Annotated in this window: 5 protein-coding genes; all 5 read left to right on the plus strand. The window is 53.0% G+C overall.

The genetic code is table 11. The features are described 5' to 3' along the window. Window positions 1-112 precede the first annotated feature (112 nt). The 5 genes from L0P88_RS15470 to L0P88_RS15490 all read left to right on the plus strand — a co-directional run bounded on the left by L0P88_RS15470 (window position 113) and on the right by L0P88_RS15490 (window position 18,778). Window positions 113-1,558 (plus strand): sodium:solute symporter, encoded by a 1,446-nt coding sequence (locus L0P88_RS15470; RefSeq protein WP_247130838.1) that lies wholly within the window; start codon window positions 113-115, stop codon window positions 1,556-1,558. Between the two features lie 385 nt (window positions 1,559-1,943). After that, the gene (locus L0P88_RS15475; protein WP_247130839.1) at window positions 1,944-2,288 is read left to right on the plus strand and encodes a hypothetical protein; all 345 of its coding nucleotides are present in this window, start codon (window positions 1,944-1,946) and stop codon (window positions 2,286-2,288) included. A gap of 168 nt (window positions 2,289-2,456) precedes the next feature. Further along, window positions 2,457-4,475 carry a sensor histidine kinase gene (locus L0P88_RS15480; RefSeq protein WP_247130840.1) on the plus strand — a complete coding sequence of 673 codons (2,019 nt, stop codon included), beginning with the start codon at window positions 2,457-2,459 and terminating at the stop codon, window positions 4,473-4,475. A 551-nt stretch (window positions 4,476-5,026) separates the two neighbouring features. After that, window positions 5,027-11,953: a BspA family leucine-rich repeat surface protein gene (locus tag L0P88_RS15485; protein WP_247130841.1), complete on the plus strand. Its 6,927-nt coding sequence runs from the start codon at window positions 5,027-5,029 to the stop codon at window positions 11,951-11,953. Window positions 11,954-12,889: 936 nt separating this feature from the next. Next, on the plus strand, window positions 12,890-18,778 hold the full coding sequence (locus L0P88_RS15490) for a BspA family leucine-rich repeat surface protein (RefSeq protein WP_247130842.1): 5,889 nt from the start codon (window positions 12,890-12,892) through the stop codon (window positions 18,776-18,778). Window positions 18,779-18,949: the final 171 nt, after the last annotated feature.

Below are 18,949 nucleotides of genomic sequence, written 5' to 3' on the forward strand. Positions count from 1 at the left end.
CATGCACTTAACCTTTGGCTTACCATTATGGCTGGTGCTGTGTATTGCGGCCATATTTGGTATCGTGCTGTTTACGCTATGGATTATTGGAAAATTCTGGAAGCAGTAAGCTGTGGATACCACAATTCTAATAATTAGTATTGGCTGTTATTTGATCCTGTTGTTGGGACTAGGTTTTTTGGCCAATAGCCGAAAAAAAACAAATTCGTTAAAAGAGTTTTACCTGGCAGGAAGGAGTCTGGGCCCATTTGTACTGCTATTTACGTTATATGCCACGCAGTATAGTGCCAATACCATGCTCGTAACACCTGCAGAGGTGGTAAACAGCGGAATGGGTATGATATTGATACTTGGGTACTTGACGGCAGTTGTGGTCTTCTATCTCACCTTTGCACCGCAATTGTATCAAATATCGCGGAAGTTCAATTTTATTACACCTGGGGATTGGTTTGACCATAGGTTCAAGCTACCTAAATTGACCTTATTGGCAAATGGTATTCTGGTTATCGTATCAATCAATTTTTTGTTGTCCCAATTAATGGCAATGGGACACATCGTAAATGGCGTTACCGATGGACAGGTTCCGTATTGGATGGGAGTGGTATCCCTGGCATTCGTTGTTATAGTTTACGAATCCCTTGGAGGGATGAGGGCGGTGGCCTGGACGGATGTCATCCAAGGAGTAATGCTATTTGCCGGTTTGATGGGTTTGTTCATAATGGTAATGCCCAATACGACCGAATTGACAAAAATCAGCAATTGGCTCATTGAAAATGAACCCCAAAAAATTGGTGTCCCCAAAGTAGGCTTTAGAATTTATTGGGCCAGTCTATTGCTTATGATTGGTTTGGGAGCTGCAGTATATCCACAGGCAATCCAACGCATATACGCTGCCAAATCGGTAAAATCACTTCGCCAATCATTGGGAGCCATGGTGATAATGCCATTTGTGACCGTTTTGATCCTGTTTTTATTGGGCATGATAAGTATCCCCCATTTTGTGGGCACCGAACAAGCATCAAAGGACACCGTACTCCCAGCAATGCTGGTTTTTTGGGCAAATGCCTCCACGTTCCATTTCGGATTGGCGGTTATGGTCATCGTAGGGTTAATAGCGGCCATTATGTCAACGGCCGACTCTGTCTTACTGAGCCTATCATCCATACTGGCAAAAGACATTTTTGCAAAGTTCAAATCCAGGAAGATATCAAGTGAACGACTCACGAAAACTGGAAAAATGTTCTCCTGGGTTATTATGCTTTTAATGGTATTGGTGGCCCTACGGCCCAAAATAACACTATGGGGATTGATTGAGTTGAAAATGCAAATTTTGGTTCAGATCGCACCTTTATTCTTGGGTATTTATGCCAAAAACGTGACGTCCAAAGGCATGTTCGTTGGGCTAAGTACCGGCTTTGTCTTTGCAACGGCCACCTTTCTGTTGAATATAAAGACAATTGGTCACATACATGTGGGTTTAATAGGGTTGATGGTAAATATCATTTGTTGCTTTGCGTTTTCCCGTATTAAACCCAAGGCCAGAAATCCAGATGATTGATGATTAAAAAGTAATCGCTGACCGTGTCTTGATTACCTACTGTTTTGTGGGTTTAATGTAATTGGGCATCCAAAAACGGTACCTAAGCCTGGCCTACCCACCATGGGCTTGTGGTTTTTTGTAAACACAAAACCACGGCCCACTTATTTTTTCAATAAACCACTTATGCAATGATCTTTGCTCTTATTCCCACTCCTATGTAGATTGAAATTATCCGGTTCCGGGAAAACGATAACGTAAAGCGTTTTTTTACCAAAGAAAGAAGCTGTTCTTACAAACTGGGACCCCTTAGCCGTGAAGGACTCATGTGTTCTTTTGATGGGCACAATTTCCTTCTGTAAGCACTGGATTTTCACTGCCAAAACCCAAACTATCAATACCTGTCATGAGAGAATGCTCAAAAAAAATAGGTCTAAGGGTCAGACGACTGCGGACTGAAGTGTATTGCAAAACCCAGGATGAATTTGTTGAAATCGTCAATGGGTATTTAAACAGCAAGCAGCTTTTGGACGCAGAGGGGAAATTTACCGCAAACACGATAGTAAGACTGGAGAGTCGGAATAGTATCACATCAACCAAGTTGTGCCACTTGCTAAATTTCTTGTATGAGACCAAAGGCATCAATCCGGCCTGGGTCATGCTGGAGCGCAACGAAATCCATTCTCCTTACCTGATGAAAACGTTTGGGAGTATTGACAATATGCCTATAAGTGGTACCTGGAAGTACTGAAGTTAGATGGGGCATCTGTAGGATGTTTGTGAAATTTTGGGCTTGGGAAAGGCTCTGTACTAGGTCATAGTACGTTGATTATCAATTGTTAAATGACAACCCAGGACTTTTTTTAAGTCCTCACAAAAGTGGATTTAGTATATTTGATTACCCAATCTTCCCCAAGAAATGAAACGGACCTGTTGCCTTTTAGTGTTCCTCACGCTATCCCTGTCTGCGCAGGAGGTGGACCTCACAAATGCTGTCCAATCCCTAAAACTAAAGATCAATAATTCCGAAGCCGGTGAACGCCTAATGTGGATGGACAGTCTGTCCACATTGATCGAAGACCGAACGGATTTTGGTTATGATTCCATTGTAAGGAGCACTATTGATTATGCCCTGGAGTTGGACTCCACGCGAATAGCCCTGAAACACGGCCGCAAATTGATTGTTTATGGCTGGCAGGAACTGAGAAACCCGGAGCTGGCCCTGGAGGATTTCTACAATCTATTGGAGAAGGTTCCCGGGGAAGAGCATTTAGCGGAATTGAGTGGAGTATATGTCGAAGCTGGCCGGAACTATATCGTGCTCAACCGTTTGGATGAAGCTCTGGAAAGTTTTGAACAGGCTTATTCATATTCCTCAGAGGTTAATGATCAGCCGAAAATGGGCATTATTAAAGACCACATGGGCATGGTGCAGTCTATGTTGGGAGATTTCCAGGGTGCATCGGCCACATTACAGGAATCCTATCAAATTTTATCGGAGAGTGATCCCGAAATGGCATGGTGCCCAAAAAATACCCTGTCAATATTGTATTCCCAGAACGGGCTGCAGGAAGAGGCAAAAAAAATTCGTATGGAAATCATAGAAGAGGCCAGGGGATATACAAGCGAGAAGAATAGAAATGAAGTATTAAATAGTACATTTCATAACCAGGCCTTTGACGAGATGCTCAATGGAAGCCAGGAGGAACGGATCAGATTCCTGGATTCCACCAGGATATATGCTTTCAAAACGGACTATGTATTTCACGAACTGCAGGTATTGGTGGCCCAGCTGAGTGCTTACTCCGAAAACGGGATGCTGGATAAGGCGGAGGAGGTGAAGAAAGAGTTGGATGCACGAAGGGAGCAGGGCAACTTCTTTGAAGTGGATGAGTACAACCTGGCCATGGCCCATTATGAATTTGCAGTGGGCAATTACCAGAGAGCGGCCCTACTGGGGGAACAGGAATATGATAAGCTAAAGAATTCCCAGTTCTATGAGGGCATTTATATGTCCCATGGCTTTTTGGCCAAAGTGTACGATAGTCTGGGCAAAGTTGACAGGGCATATGACCATCTCATGGCCCATCACAAAATAAAGGATTCCATTGAGAGTGTCCAGAAGGCGAATGGTTTTTCCTATTACCAGGCACTTTACGAGGCAGAGAAGAAGGATTCGGAGATAGCAACCCAGAAATCAGAGATTACGCTATTGAACGCCAAGAACCGCGCAAAGAACATGTGGATCACTTTTGGCGGTCTGGGGGTATTGGCTGGGGGGGCTATCCTTTACCTGGTATGGGTACAGAATGCCACCAAAAGGAAACAGCAGGCCCAGGCCCGCTTCTCCAGAAACCTGATCAAGGGCCAGGAGGGGGAACGCACGCGCGTGGCGAGGGAACTGCATGACGGGGTAGGGCAAAAGTTGATGCTGCTGGCCAAAAGGACAAAATTGAGCGGGGATGCGGAGATGGCATCCCTGGCAACGGATACCCTGGAGGAGCTGCGGAGCGTTTCCCGCCACCTGCACCCGGCGACCTTGGAGAAGTTGGGTTTTTCAGGGGCGGTACGGGCCATAATCGACGAAGTGGATGCCAACACGGACATCTTCTTCACGCACAATATCGACGACGTGGACGACCTGCTGAGTGATGAGGGTTCCCTTCAGCTATACCGGATCGTACAGGAGCTGTTGAACAATATCGTGAAGCATTCCGGTGCGAAGGCAGTATCGGTGGACATCGAAAGAAAGGCCGACGGGATTGCAATGGCGGTCAGGGACAATGGGAAGGGGTTCAGTGTCCGGGAAAAACTCCGTGACAGTTCCAGTCTCGGGATGCGGACGCTTTTGGAACGTGCCAAGATAGCGGGTGCCAAATTCCATGTGGAGAGCAAAGCCTCCTTGGGTACAACAATTTCACTGGCAATGCCTACATGAGCATCGTTTAGCACAGAACGATAATTATCCTTTTTTGTAATTTTTTTAATAAAGAAACCTTTTCATTCCGAACTACCGATGTTGGGCATTTCAACGGACTCAACAGGGCACCTCAACGATCAGGCTGCCCAAGAGGGTACTGAAGTTCCTGAAATGGAATCACACCTTTACGTATGGTAGCATCCTCAATAGGGTTATTTCGACCAATGGGAGAAATCCAAACCTCTGACGAAAAGTAGGCTTTTATAAGGTGAAATACGGATATTTTACCTTTTATAATACGGACTGAAAATGACTTAATTGGACCGGATGAAAACCCATGGGAATGATTGGCATCCGACCAAACCATGGTCAGGCGTATCGAAAGTAATTCCCTTTATTTTGAATGGTAAACTATGGCAAATACCGTACCTGCAAACAGGGTTTGGTGATGGACCAAATCACGGATCCCATTTATAACCAAAAAAGGAACGTTGGTTACTTCTCTTTTTAAGTGTTGACAACAAAACCATAGTTTAACAAGAAACTTCTTATAAATCTTTATATCTACCATGAAAACAAATTACCTTATGGGCCTAAAGAGGCCTTTGTTCACTTTTTTTATAGGCCTCTGCACCACCACGGGCCTGATTGCCCAGAGTGAGTTCATCACTACCTGGGACACGACCAAATCGGGCACCTCGGACGGGAACTCCATCACCATCCCCGCCACGGGGACCTACGATGTGGACCTGGGCAATGACGGCAGCTATGAGCTGTTGGACCGGACGGGGACCATCACCATTGATGTGACCACCTATGGCCATACCGCCGGGGAGGTCCAGGTGGCCCTGCGCAACGCCGCCTCCGGTACCGGTACCCTGGACGCGATACAGTTCAACTACACCGGTGACAGGGATAAGATCCTCTCGGTGGACCAATGGGGCAGCAACATTTCCTGGAGCACCATGGAGGGGGCGTTTTACGGCTGCAGCAATCTGGAGGTCAAGGCGACGGACGTCCCCGATTTAAGCAATGTGACCAATATGTACTCCATGTTCGCCCTTTGCAGGGTGGTCACGGGTACGGGCTTCTCCACCTGGAACACCAGCGGTGTGACGGACATGGCGCGGATATTCCGTGGGGCAGACGTCTTCAATGGGGACATCGGTTCCTGGGACACCAGTAGTGTTACCGATATGAGGTACATGCTCAATGGTGCGGGTGTGTTCAACCAGGACATCGGTTCGTGGAACACCGGCAGCGTGACCGATATGGGCTTTTTGTTCGCCAGGGCATTCATCTTTGACCAGGACATCGGTTCGTGGAACGTGGGCAATGTGACCAATATGCAATCCATGTTCGTCAGGGCGGACGCGTTTGACCAGGACATCGGTTCCTGGGATGTGGGCAAGGTTACCGATATGACCTACCTTTTCTGGAATGCGGGCGCCTTTGATCGGGACATCGGTTCGTGGAACACGGGCAAGGTGGTCGATATGTGGGGCATGTTCGAAGGCGCAAAGTCCTTCAACCGGGACATCGGTTCGTGGGACACGGGCAAGGTGACCGATATGGAGGAAATGTTCGAAGGTGCGAGCGCCTTTGACCAGGACCTGGGGGACTGGGACATGGGACAGGTGACCAATGGGGCCAAGATGTTGGACAACAGTGGGCTCTCGGAGGCCAACTGGGACGCCACGCTGATCGGTTGGGCCGGCCAGGACTTCACCAACACGCCGACCATTGGAGCCTCAGGACTGAAATACTGTACGGCCGGCACCCAACGTGCCGCGCTGACCTTCAACATTACTGGTGACAGTGCGGAGACCACCCCGCCAACGGCACAGTGCAAGACGGCGGTAACACTCCAACCGGGCAGCAGTGGTACGGCCACCTTGGACACTTCCCTGGTGGACGACGGTTCCAGCGATACCTGCGGGGACGTATCGCTGAGTTTGTCCCAGAGCAGCTTTACGACCTCCGACCTTGGTGCGAACACGGTGACCCTTACCGTGACCGACCCCAACGGCAACACGGACACCTGCCAGAGCACGGTAACGATAGTAGATCCCATAGCCACATTTGTCACCACCTGGGACACCACCAAACCCGGCTCCTCCGACGGGAACTCCATCACCATCCCCGCTACGGGCACCTACGATGTTGACCTGGGCAATGACGGCAGCTATGAACTGCTGGACCGGACGGGGGCCCTGACCGTGGATGTGACCGCCTATGGCCATGCCGCAGGGGAGATCCAGGTGGCCCTGCGCAATGCCGCCTCCGGTACCGGTACCCTGGGCGCGATACAGTTCAGCTACAGGGGCGACAGGGACAAGCTGCTCTCGGTGGACCAATGGGGCAGCGGTATATCCTGGAGCACCATGGAGGGCGCATTCTGGGGCTGCAGCAATCTGGAGGTCAAGGCGACGGACGTCCCCGATTTGAGCGGTGTCACCAATATGGTCAACATGTTCAACAATTGTTCGTCACTCACGGGTACGGGCCTTTCCACCTGGAACACCGGCAGCGTGACCAATATGGGGGGTATGTTCTCCGGTGCGACCTCCTTCAACGGGGACATCAGCGGCTGGGACACGGCCGGCGTGACCGATATGCGGTCCATGTTCCAGGGCGCAAGTTCGTTTAACGGGAACATCGGTTCGTGGAACACGGGCAGGGTGACCTATATGTCCTTCATGTTTGATGGTGCGAGCGCCTTTGACCGGGACATCGGTTCCTGGAACACGGTCAGCGTGGGCAATATGAACTTCATGTTCCGGAACGCGAGTGCCTTCAACCAGGACATCGGTTCGTGGGACACAGCGGGCCTGAACCGTTCGGTCGGTATGTTTTCCGGCGCCGTTGCCTTTGACCAGGACCTGGGGGATTGGTATATGGGCCGGTTGAGGAACGGCACGGATATGCTCAATGGCAGTGGGCTCTCGGAGGCCAACTGGGATGCCACGCTTATCGGTTGGGCCGGCCAGGACTTCACCAACACGCCGACCATTGGCGCAACGGGCCTGGTCTACTGCACGGCCGGCACCCAACGTACCGCGCTGACCCTCAACATTACCGGTGACAGCGCGGAGGCCACCCCGCCAACGGCGCAGTGCAGTACGTCGATAACGCTCCTACTGGGCACGGGCGGTACGGCCACCCTGACGACCGACCTTGTTGACGACGGTTCCAGCGATACCTGTGGGGACGTATCGCTGAGCCTGTCCCAGGCCAATTTTACGACCTCCGATCTTGGGGCGAACACGGTGACCCTTACCGTGACCGATCCCAACGGCAATACCAACACCTGCCAGGGCACGGTGACGGTAGTGGATTCCGCAAGCTTATTTCTTGTAACCACCTGGGACACGACCAAATCGGGCACCTCCGATGGGAACTCCATCACCATCCCCGCTACGGGGACCTACGATGTGGACCTGGGCAATGACGGCAGCTATGAGCTGCTGGACCGGACGGGGACCATCACCATTGATGTGACCACCTATGGCCATACCGCCGGGGAGGTCCAGGTGGCCCTGCGCAACGCCGCCTCCGGTTCCGGAACCCTGGGCGCAATACAGTTCAACAATACCGGCGATAGGGATAAGCTGCTCTCTGTGGACCAATGGGGCAGCAACATTTCCTGGAGCACCATGCAAAATGCATTTTACGGCTGTAGCAATCTGGAGGTCAAGGCAACGGACGTCCCCGATTTAAGCAATGTGACCAATATGCACTCCATGTTCGCCCTTTGCAGGGTGGTCACGGGGACGGGCTTCTCCACCTGGAACACCAGCGGCGTGACGGACATGGCCTGGATATTCCGTGGGGCAGACATCTTCAATGGGGACATCGGTTCCTGGGATACCAGTAGTGTTACCGATATGAGGTACATGCTCAATGGTGCGGGTGTGTTCAACCAGGACATCGGTTCCTGGGACACCGGCAGCGTGACCGATATGGGCTTTTTGTTCGCCAGGGCATTCATCTTTGACCAGGACATCGGTTCGTGGAACGTGGGCAATGTGACCAATATGCAATCCATGTTCGTCAGGGCGGACGCGTTTGACCAGGACATCGGTTCGTGGGATGTGGGCAAGGTTACCGATATGACCTACCTTTTCTGGAATGCGGGTGCCTTTGATCGGGACATCGGTTCGTGGAACACGGGCAAGGTCGTGGATATGTGGGGCATGTTCGAAGGCGCAAAGTCCTTCAACCGGGACATCGGTTCGTGGGACACGGGCAAGGTGACCGATATGGAGGAAATGTTCGAAGGTGCGAGCGCCTTTGACCAGGACCTTGGCGGATGGGACATGGGACAGGTGACCAATGGGGCCAAGATGCTGGACAACAGTGGGCTCTCGGAGGCCAACTGGGACGCCACGCTGATCGGTTGGGCCGGCCAGGACTTTACCAACACGCCCACCATAGGAGCCTCAGGACTGAAATACTGCACGGCCGGCGCCCAACGTACCGCGCTGACCCTCAACATTACAGGTGACAGCGCGGAGACCACCCCTCCAACGGCAGGGTGCAAGACGGCGGTGACGCTCATACTAGGTACGGACGGTACGGCCACCCTGACGACCGACCTTGTGGACGACGGTTCCAGCGATACCTGCGGGGACGTATCGCTGAGTTTGTCCCAGAGCAGCTTTACGACCTCCAATATTGGTGCGAACACGGTGACCCTTACGGTGACCGACCCCAACGGCAATACCAATACCTGCCAGGGCACGGTGACGGTAGTGGATCCCGCAAGCTTATTTCTTGTCACCACCTGGGACACCACCAAACCTGGCTCCTCCGACGGGAACTCCATCACCATCCCCGCTACGGGCACCTACGATGTGGACCTGGGGAACGATGGCACCTATGAACTGTTGGACCAGACCGATGAAATTACTGTGAATGTCACCACCCATAACTATACCGCCGGACAGATACAGCTGGCCCTGCGCAATGCCGCCTCCGGTACCGGAACCCTGGGCGCGATACAGTTCAACTACAGGGGCGATAGGGACAAGCTGCTCTCGGTGGACCAATGGGGGAGCGGTATATCCTGGAGCACCATGGAGGGCGCATTCTGGGGCTGCAGCAATCTGGAGGTCAAGGCGACGGACGTCCCCGATTTGAGCGGTGTCACCAATATGGTCAACATGTTCAACAATTGTTCGTCACTCACGGGTACGGGCCTTTCCACCTGGAACACCGGCAGCGTGACCAATATGGGGGGCATGTTCTCCGGCGCGACCTCCTTCAACGGGGACATCAGCGGCTGGGACACGGCCGGCGTGACCGACATGAGGTCCATGTTCCAGGGCGCAATTTCGTTTAACGGGGACATCGGTTCGTGGAACACGGGCAGGGTGACCTATATGTCCTTCATGTTTGATGGTGCGAGCGCCTTTGACCGGGACATCGGTTCGTGGAACACCGGCAGCGTGGGTACTATGAACTTCATGTTCCGGAACGCAAGTGCCTTCAACCAGGACATCGGTTCGTGGAGCACGGTCGGCCTGAACCGTTCGGTCGGTATGTTTTCCGGCGCCGTTGCCTTTGACCAGGACCTGGGGGATTGGTATATGGGCCGGTTGAGGAACGGCACGGATATGCTCAATGGCAGTGGGCTCTCGGAGGCCAACTGGGATGCCACGCTTATCGGTTGGGCCGGCCAGGACTTCACCAACACGCCCACCATTGGTGCAACGGGCCTGGTCTACTGCACGGCCGGCACCCAACGTACCGCGCTGACCCTCAACATTACCGGTGACAGCGCGGAGGCCACCCCGCCAACGGCGCAGTGCAGGACGTCGATAACGCTCCTACTGGGCACGGGCGGTACGGCCACCCTGACGACCGACCTTGTGGACGACGGTTCCAGTGATGCCTGTGGGGACGTATCGCTGGGCCTGTCCCAGAGCAGCTTTACGACCTCCAATCTTGGGGCGAACACGGTGACCCTTACGGTGACCGACCCCAACGGCAATACCAATACCTGCCAGGGTACGGTGACGGTGGTGGATCCCGCAAGCTTATTTCTTGTCACCACCTGGGACACGACCAAATCGGGCACCTCGGACGGGAACTCCATCACCATCCCCGCTACGGGGACCTACGATGTGGACCTGGGCAATGACGGCAGCTATGAACTGCTGGACCGGACGGGTGCCCTGACCGTGGATGTGACCACCTATGGCCATACCGCCGGGGAGGTCCAGGTGGCCCTGCGCAACGCCGCCTCCGGTACCGGTACCCTGGGCGCAATACAGTTCAACAATGGGGGCGACAGGGATAAGCTGCTCTCTGTGGACCAATGGGGCAGCGATATTTCCTGGAGCACCATGCAAAATGCATTTTACGGCTGCAGCAATCTGGAGGTCAAGGCAACGGACGTTCCCGATTTAAGCAATGTGACCAATATGCACTCCATGTTCGCCTTTTGCAGGGTGGTCACGGGGACGGGCCTTTCCACCTGGAACACCAGCGGCGTGACGGACATGGCCTGGATATTCCGTGGGGCAGACGTCTTCAATGGGGACATCGGTTCCTGGGACACCAGTAGTGTTACCGATATGAGGTACATGCTCAATGGTGCGGGTGTGTTCAACCAGGACATCGGTTCCTGGAACACCGGCAGCGTGACCGATATGGGCTTTTTGTTCGCCAGGGCATTCATCTTTGACCAGGACATCGGTTCGTGGAACGTGGGCAATGTGACCAATATGCAATCCATGTTCGTCAGGGCGGACGCGTTTGACCAGGACATCGGTTCCTGGGATGTGGCCAAGGTGACCAATATGCGGGCCATGTTTATGGATGTGAGCGCCTTTGACCAGGACCTTGGCGGATGGGACATGGGACAGGTGACCGATGGTACCAATATGCTCAAAGGCAGTGGGCTCTCCATTGCCAACTGGGACGCTACCCTCATCGGCTGGGACGCCCAGAACTTTACCAACACGCCCACTATAGGGGCCTCAGGCCTGAAATACTGCACTGCCGAAACCGAACGTGCCGCGCTGACCTTCAATATTGTTGGGGACAGTAAGGACTGTGGTGGGGCAGGCGGCGGACGTGTGTTCCTGCCGAAGGACGGTCTGACCACTGACAATGATTTCAGTGGGTTGCCGAATCTGGGCGAAACGGAATCTGCACCGGAAGGTGATGAAATGGACAGCAAGGACCTTGGTGGACATCCGGATTTGGGCAAACGGGGCTTCTCCCCGAACGGTGACGGAATCAACGATACCTTTTCCATTTCCTGGCTGAGGCGTGATTACCCGAACTACACCATGACGGTCTATGACCAAAACGGCATCCTGGTGTACCAAGGGAACGCGGGCACACCGGACTGGGACGGCAGCGCCGCTGGGGGCAGTACTGTCCTGGGTGATGGCAAACTGCACAACGGGGTGTACTACTATAAGATTGATTTCGGGGACGGAAAGACCCCGCCGGTCCAGGGAATCGTCTATCTGAACCGATAGGCAGGGAGTGCAAATAATGTACTGCCCATGATAGCAGACGACATGGCAAAATCCCGATAGGCCACTGTCCTAATAACGTATTAAAGGGGATGTCCCGATTGTTCGGACATCCCCTTTTTTATTTGGGAAGATGTCGGAGAACTAGCCCCAAATACCGAACCTAGTGAAGAGTTGATTTCCATGGCCCGCTTGCCGAATTGTCGTGGGTTACCAGGATTCCAATTATCGGTCACATAGCAGAAATCCATAGGGGCTGCAATGATTTCTTCGACCCCAGAAGGACATAGGGGGATTTTTGAGGGGACCAATGAAAAGATGCCTTACAGACGCTGTGGTTGACATCATGGGGAACATAAATCTGTGAGCGTTTCAGGGCATTTTGAAACAGATCGAAACCTATCCGGCCAACGGGGCTAGGAATCGGCAGCGGACAGCTAGGGCCAAGGTCATCGAAAAGTATTCCCTCTTTTTTGGATAGGGAACAATGTCAAATGTCATTTCTGGATTCATGAATTCGTTCAAATATAATATTAGATCCCACTTATTGCCAAATAGAAACGCTTGTTACTTTTTTGTTAAAACGTTGGTAACAAACAAATAAATTGTAAGAAGGTAATTACAAAAATTTTCAAATGACAAATCCTGGAACATCTCTGTTTCAAAACAACGGATTTGGCCCGTGGGATGATTTGAAAAGACTTGGAACATAAGGAACCGACCGTTTTGGAAAAGCATGTGAAAAACAGTGTATGGGATGTGGTATGGAAGACCTGGTTTAAAACTTCTAGGATACTCTGTTTCCTCTTTGTCCACACTTCCGGTCTCCGTCCCAAAGGCAGTACTATGACACTTAAATCGGGATCCGAAGGGCCCCTCTCCCATGTAGCAATGGCGGCCGATTTAAGAACAATCAATTCATATAAATACAAATATATCATGGAAACAAACTACTTTCTGGGCCAGAAAGGGCTCTTACCTACTTTTTTAATTTGCTTGTTGGTCAGCACGGGCCTGTTTGCCCAGGGCGAGTTCATCACCACCTGGGACACCACCAAATCCGGAACGTCCGACAGCAATTCAATTACTATTCCTGCCACTGGTGTCTACGATGTGGATTTGGGCAATGACGGCACTTATGACCTTTTGGACCAGACGGGGAAGATTACCATAGATGTGACCCAGTATGGCCATACCGCTGGGGAGATAAAAGTGGTTCTTCGCAGTGCGGCCTCCTGGGCCGGGACCCTTGGCAGAATAGATTTCAGTTATTGGGAGAACTATTTTTTGGGTCTTAGGAACGACGGTCCGAAGCTGCTTTCCGTGGACCAATGGGGTAGTAGTATAGCCTGGAGTACCATGGAGGAAGCATTTTATGGCTGTAGCAATCTGGACATCCTGGCGACGGACGCTCCGGACCTAAGCAATGTGACCAGTCTGAAAGGCATGTTTCGCGATTGTACGTCACTTAAAAAGGCAACAGGCTTTTCCTCCTGGAACACTTCCAACGTGACCGATATGCACTCCATGTTTACGAACGCAACCGTCTTTAACGGGGACATCGGTTCCTGGGATACCAGTAACGTGGTCGATATGAGCTATATGTTTTTTTACGCTACCGCTTTTGACCAGGACATTGGTTCCTGGAACACCAGTAGCGTGGTCGATATGAGCTATATGTTTTTTTACGCTACCGCTTTTGACCAGAATCTGGGGGATTGGGACATGGAACAGATGACCCATGGAGCCTCTATGCTTACCAGGTGTGGGCTCTCCGTTGCCAACTGGGATGCCACGCTCATCGGATGGGATGCCCAGAACTTTACCAATACCACCAGTATATCAGCCTCTGGACTGGTGTACTGCAAGGCCGGCGCAGAGCGGACCGCACTGAGTCTTAACATTGTTGGGGACAATGCGGAGAACACCCCGCCAACGGCGCAGTGCAAGACGGCGCTAACGTTGCAACTGGGCACCGGTGGAACGGCCACCCTGACCAACGACCTCGTGGACGAGGGTTCCAGTGATGCCTGCGGGGACGTCTCGCTAAGTCCGCTCAATTGGAGCTTTTCGTCCACCGATATGGGTGCGAACACGGTGACCCTAATGGTGACCGACGCCAATGGAAACACCAACGACTGCTCGACCATAGTGACCGTGGTGGATCCCGCGACTTTTGTCACCACCTGGGACACCATGAAACCCGGTACGTCCAACAACAACTCCATCACCATCCCCGCTACGGGGACCTATGATGTGGACCTGGGCAATGATGGGACCTATGACCTTTTGGACCAAACCAACACCACTACTGTGGATGTGACTACCTATGGCCATACCGCCGGGGAGATACAAGTGGCTCTTCGCAGTGCGGCCTCTTGGGCAGGGAACCTGAGCAGGATACATTTCAACAATACGGGCGACAAGGAGAAGCTGCTCTCGGTTGACCAATGGGGAAGCAGTATCTCCTGGAGCACGATGAAGGAAGCATTTTATGGTTGTACCAATTTGGAGGTCAAGGCGATCGATGATCCCGACCTGGACAGTGTGACCAATATGCACTCCATGTTCGCCCTTTGCAGGGTGGTCACGGGGACGGGCTTCTCCACCTGGAACACCAGCGGCGTGACGGACATGGCCTGGATATTCCGTGGGGCAGACGTCTTCAATGGGGACATCGGTTCCTGGGATACCAGTAGTGTTACCGATATGAGGTACATGCTCAATGGTGCGGGTGTGTTCAACCAGGACATCGGTTCCTGGAACACCGGCAGCGTGACCAATATGGGGGGCATGTTCTCCGGTGCGACCTCCTTCAACGGGGACATCAGCGGCTGGGACACGGCCGGCGTGACCGATATGCGGTCCATGTTCCAGGGCGCAATTTCGTTTAACGGGGACATCGGTTCGTGGAACACGGGCAGGGTGACCTATATGTCCTTCATGTTTGATGGTGCGAGCGCCTTTGACCGGGACATCGGTTCCTGGAACACGGTCAGCGTGGGCAATATGAACTTCATGTTCCGGAACGCGAGTGCCTTTGACCAGGACATCGGTTCGTGGGACACAGCGGGCCTGAACCGTTCGGTCGGTATGTTTTCCGGCGCCGTTGCCTTTGACCAGGACCTGGGGGATTGGTATATGGGCCGGTTGAGGAACGGCACGGATATGCTCAACAACAGTGGGCTCTCGGTCGCGAATTGGGACGCCACGCTGATTGGATGGGATGCCCAGGACTTTACCAATACCCCTACCATAGGGGCCTCCAGACTGATCTATTGCACGGCCACTGCAGAGCGTGCCGCACTGACCCTCAACATTACCGGTGACAGCGCGGAAAGTGTCCCTCCAACGGCTGAGTGCAAGACAGCACTAACGCTGCAACTGGGCACCGCCGGCACGGCCACCCTAACTACAATCGATGTGGACGACGGTTCCAGTGATGCCTGTGGAAACGTCTCGCTAAGTCCGCTCAATTGGAGCTTTTCGTCCACCGATATGGGTGCCAACACGGTGACCCTTACAGTGACCGACCCCAATGGAAACACCAATACCTGCACGACAACGGTGACCGTCGAGGATCCCGCAAGTCTATTCGTGACCACCTGGGACACCACAAAATCCGGTACGTCCAACAACTCCATCACGATCCCCGCAGTGGGGACCTACGATGTGGACCTGGGGAACGATGGCAGCTATGAACTATTGGACCAGACCGATGAAATTACTGTGAATGTCACCACCCATAACTATACCGCCGGACAGATCCAGGTGGCCCTACGCAATGCCGCCTCCGGTACCGGAACCCTGGGCGCGATACAGTTCAGCTACAGGGGCGACAGGGACAAGCTGCTCTCTGTGGACCAATGGGGCAGCGATATTTCCTGGAGCACCATGGAGGGCGCATTCTGGGGCTGCGGCAATCTGGAGGTCAAGGCGACGGACGTCCCCGATTTGAGCGGTGTCACCAATATGGTCAACATGTTCAACAATTGTTCGTCACTCACGGGTACGGGCCTTTCCACCTGGAACACCGGCAGCGTGACCAATATGGGGGGCATGTTCTCCGGTGCGACCTCCTTCAACGGGGACATCAGCGGCTGGGACACGGCCGGCGTGACCGACATGAGGTCCATGTTCCAGGGCGCAATTTCTTTTAACGGGGACATCGGTTCGTGGAACACGGGCAGGGTCACCTATATGTCCTTCATGTTTGATGGTGCGAGCGCCTTTGACCGGGACATCGGTTCGTGGAACACCGGCAGCGTGGGCAATATGAACTTCATGTTTCGGAACGCAAGTGCCTTCAACCAGGACATCGGTTCGTGGAGCACGGTCGGCCTGAACCGTTCGGTCGGTATGTTTTCCGGCGCCGGCGCCTTTGACCAGGACCTGGGGGATTGGTATATGGGCCGGTTGAGGAACGGCACGGATATGCTCAACAACAGTGGGCTCTCGGTCGCGAATTGGGACGCCACGCTTATCGGTTGGGCCGGCCAGGACTTCACCAACACGCCGACCATTGGCGCAACGGGCCTGGTCTACTGCACGGCCGGCACCCAACGTACCGCGCTGACCCTCAACATCAACGGTGACAGCGCGGAAACCACCAAGCCGATACCACAGTGCAAGGCAGCGACGCTGCAACTGGGCATGGACGGTACGGCCACCCTGAAAGCTACCCTTGTGGACAACGGTTCCAGCGATGCCTGCGGGGATGTAACCCTGGAAGTGTCCCCGAGTAGCTTTACGACCACTGGTACATATACAGTGACCCTTACGGTGACCGATCCCAACGATAACAAGGATGACTGCGATGCCCAAGTGACCGTAGTGGCCCATCCGATAACCACATTTGTCACCACCTGGGACACCAACAGATCCGGCTCGAGCAACAACAACTCCATCACCATCCCTGCAGTAGGGACCTATGATGTTGACCTGGGCGATGATGGCATCTACGAGCTGCTGGACAAGACCGGGCCCCTAACCGTGGATGTCACCACCCATGACTATACTGCCGGGCAGATAAAGGTCGCCCTTCGGGATGCCACTTCCGGGAACGGAACTTTGACTGCGATACAGTTCAACAATATGGGAGACAAGGCCAAGCTGCTTTCCGTGGACCAATGGGGCAGCAGTATCTCCTGGAACAGCATGCAAAATGCATTTTACGGCTGTAACAATCTTGACGTTAAGGCGAGCGACGCCCCTGACCTGGGTAGCGTGACCGATATGAGCCATATGTTTGCCGCATGTCAATCGCTTACGGGGACGACAAGCTTCCCAACCTGGAACACGGCCGGTGTAATCGATATGGGCAATATGTTCAATCAGGCAAGTTCCTTTAATGGGGATATCGGCTCATGGGAGACGGGCAATGTGACCAGTATGGCTGCTATGTTTACTGGTGCAAGCACCTTTGATAAGAATATCGGTTTGTGGAACACCGGCAATGTGACCGATATGGGCAACATGTTCAATGGCGCGATCGTCTTTGACCAGGCCATCGGTTCCTGGGACACCGGCAACGTGACCAATATGCATGGCATGTTCTCTGGCGCAAGCACCTTTGACCAGGAGATTGGTTCCTGGAACACCAGCGGCGTAACCGATATGGGTTTAATGTTTTATAGTGCAGGCACTTTCAGCAGGGCTATTGGTTCCTGGGACACTAGCAGCGTGAAGGATATGTCCGGCATGTTCGCACTCCATTCTAGCTTTAACCAGGACATCGGTTCCTGGAACACCAGCAGTGTGACCGATATGTTTGGCATGTTTTTGAGTACAAGCTTTAACAAGTACATTGGTTCCTGGGACACCAGTAATGTGACGAATATGGCCTGGATGTTTTTTTACGTTATCGACTTTGACCAGGACATCAGTAACTGGAACACCAGCAGCGTGACCAATATGGCCAACATGTTCAATGGTGCCAGTGCCTTTAACCAGAATATTGGTTCCTGGGATGTGGGAAATGTGACCACTATGCTAGCGATGTTTTCTTCTGCAAGCGCCTTTGACCAGGACATCGGCTCATGGAACACTGGCCGTGTGACCAATATGGGAGGCTTGTTCCTCGATGCAACTGCCTTTAATCAGGACATTGGTTCCTGGGATACCAGCAGTGTAACAGCAATCGGCAGCTTGTTCGAAGGGGCAACGGCCTTTGACCAAGATCTGGGCGATTGGGACATGGGGCAGGTGAACAATGGGCTCCGTATGCTCGATAACAGCGGGCTCTCCGTGGCCAATTGGGACGCCACACTGACCGGTTGGGATGCCCAGAACTTTACCAACACGCCCACTATAGGGGCCTCAGGCCTGAAATACTGCACTGCCGAAACCGAACGTGCCGCGCTGACCTTCAATATTGTTGGGGACAGTAAGGACTGTGGTGGGGCAGGCGGCGGACGTGTGTTCCTGCCGAAGGACGGTCTGACCACTGACAATGATTTCAGTGGGTTGCCAGATTTGGTCGGATCAGGGTCCGCACCGGAAGGTGATGAAATGGACAGCAAGGACCTTGGTGGACATCCGGATTTGGGCAAACGGGGCTTCTCCCCGAACGGTGACGGAATCAACGATACCTTTTCCATTTCCTGGCTGAGGCGTGATTACCCGAACTACACCATGACGGTCTATGACCAAAACGGCATCCTGGTGTACCAAGGGAACGCGGGCACACCGGACTGGGACGGCAGCGCCGCTGGGGGCAGTACTGTCCTGGGTGATGGCAAACTGCACAACGGGGTGTACTACTATAAGATTGATTTCGGGGACGGAAAGACCTCGCCGGTCCAGGGAATCGTCTATCTGAACCGATAGGCAGGGAGTGCAAATAATGTACTGCCCATGATAGCAGACGACATGGCAAAATCCCGATAGGCCACTGTCCTAATAACGTATTAAAGGGGATGTCCCGATTGTTCGGACATCCCCTTTTTTATTTGGGGAGGTGTTGGAGAGGGGATTTTTGGGTTGACCAATAAAAAGTAG

It is taken from the genome of Muricauda sp. SCSIO 64092, from assembly GCF_023016285.1.
Lineage (GTDB): Bacteria > Bacteroidota > Bacteroidia > Flavobacteriales > Flavobacteriaceae > Croceivirga.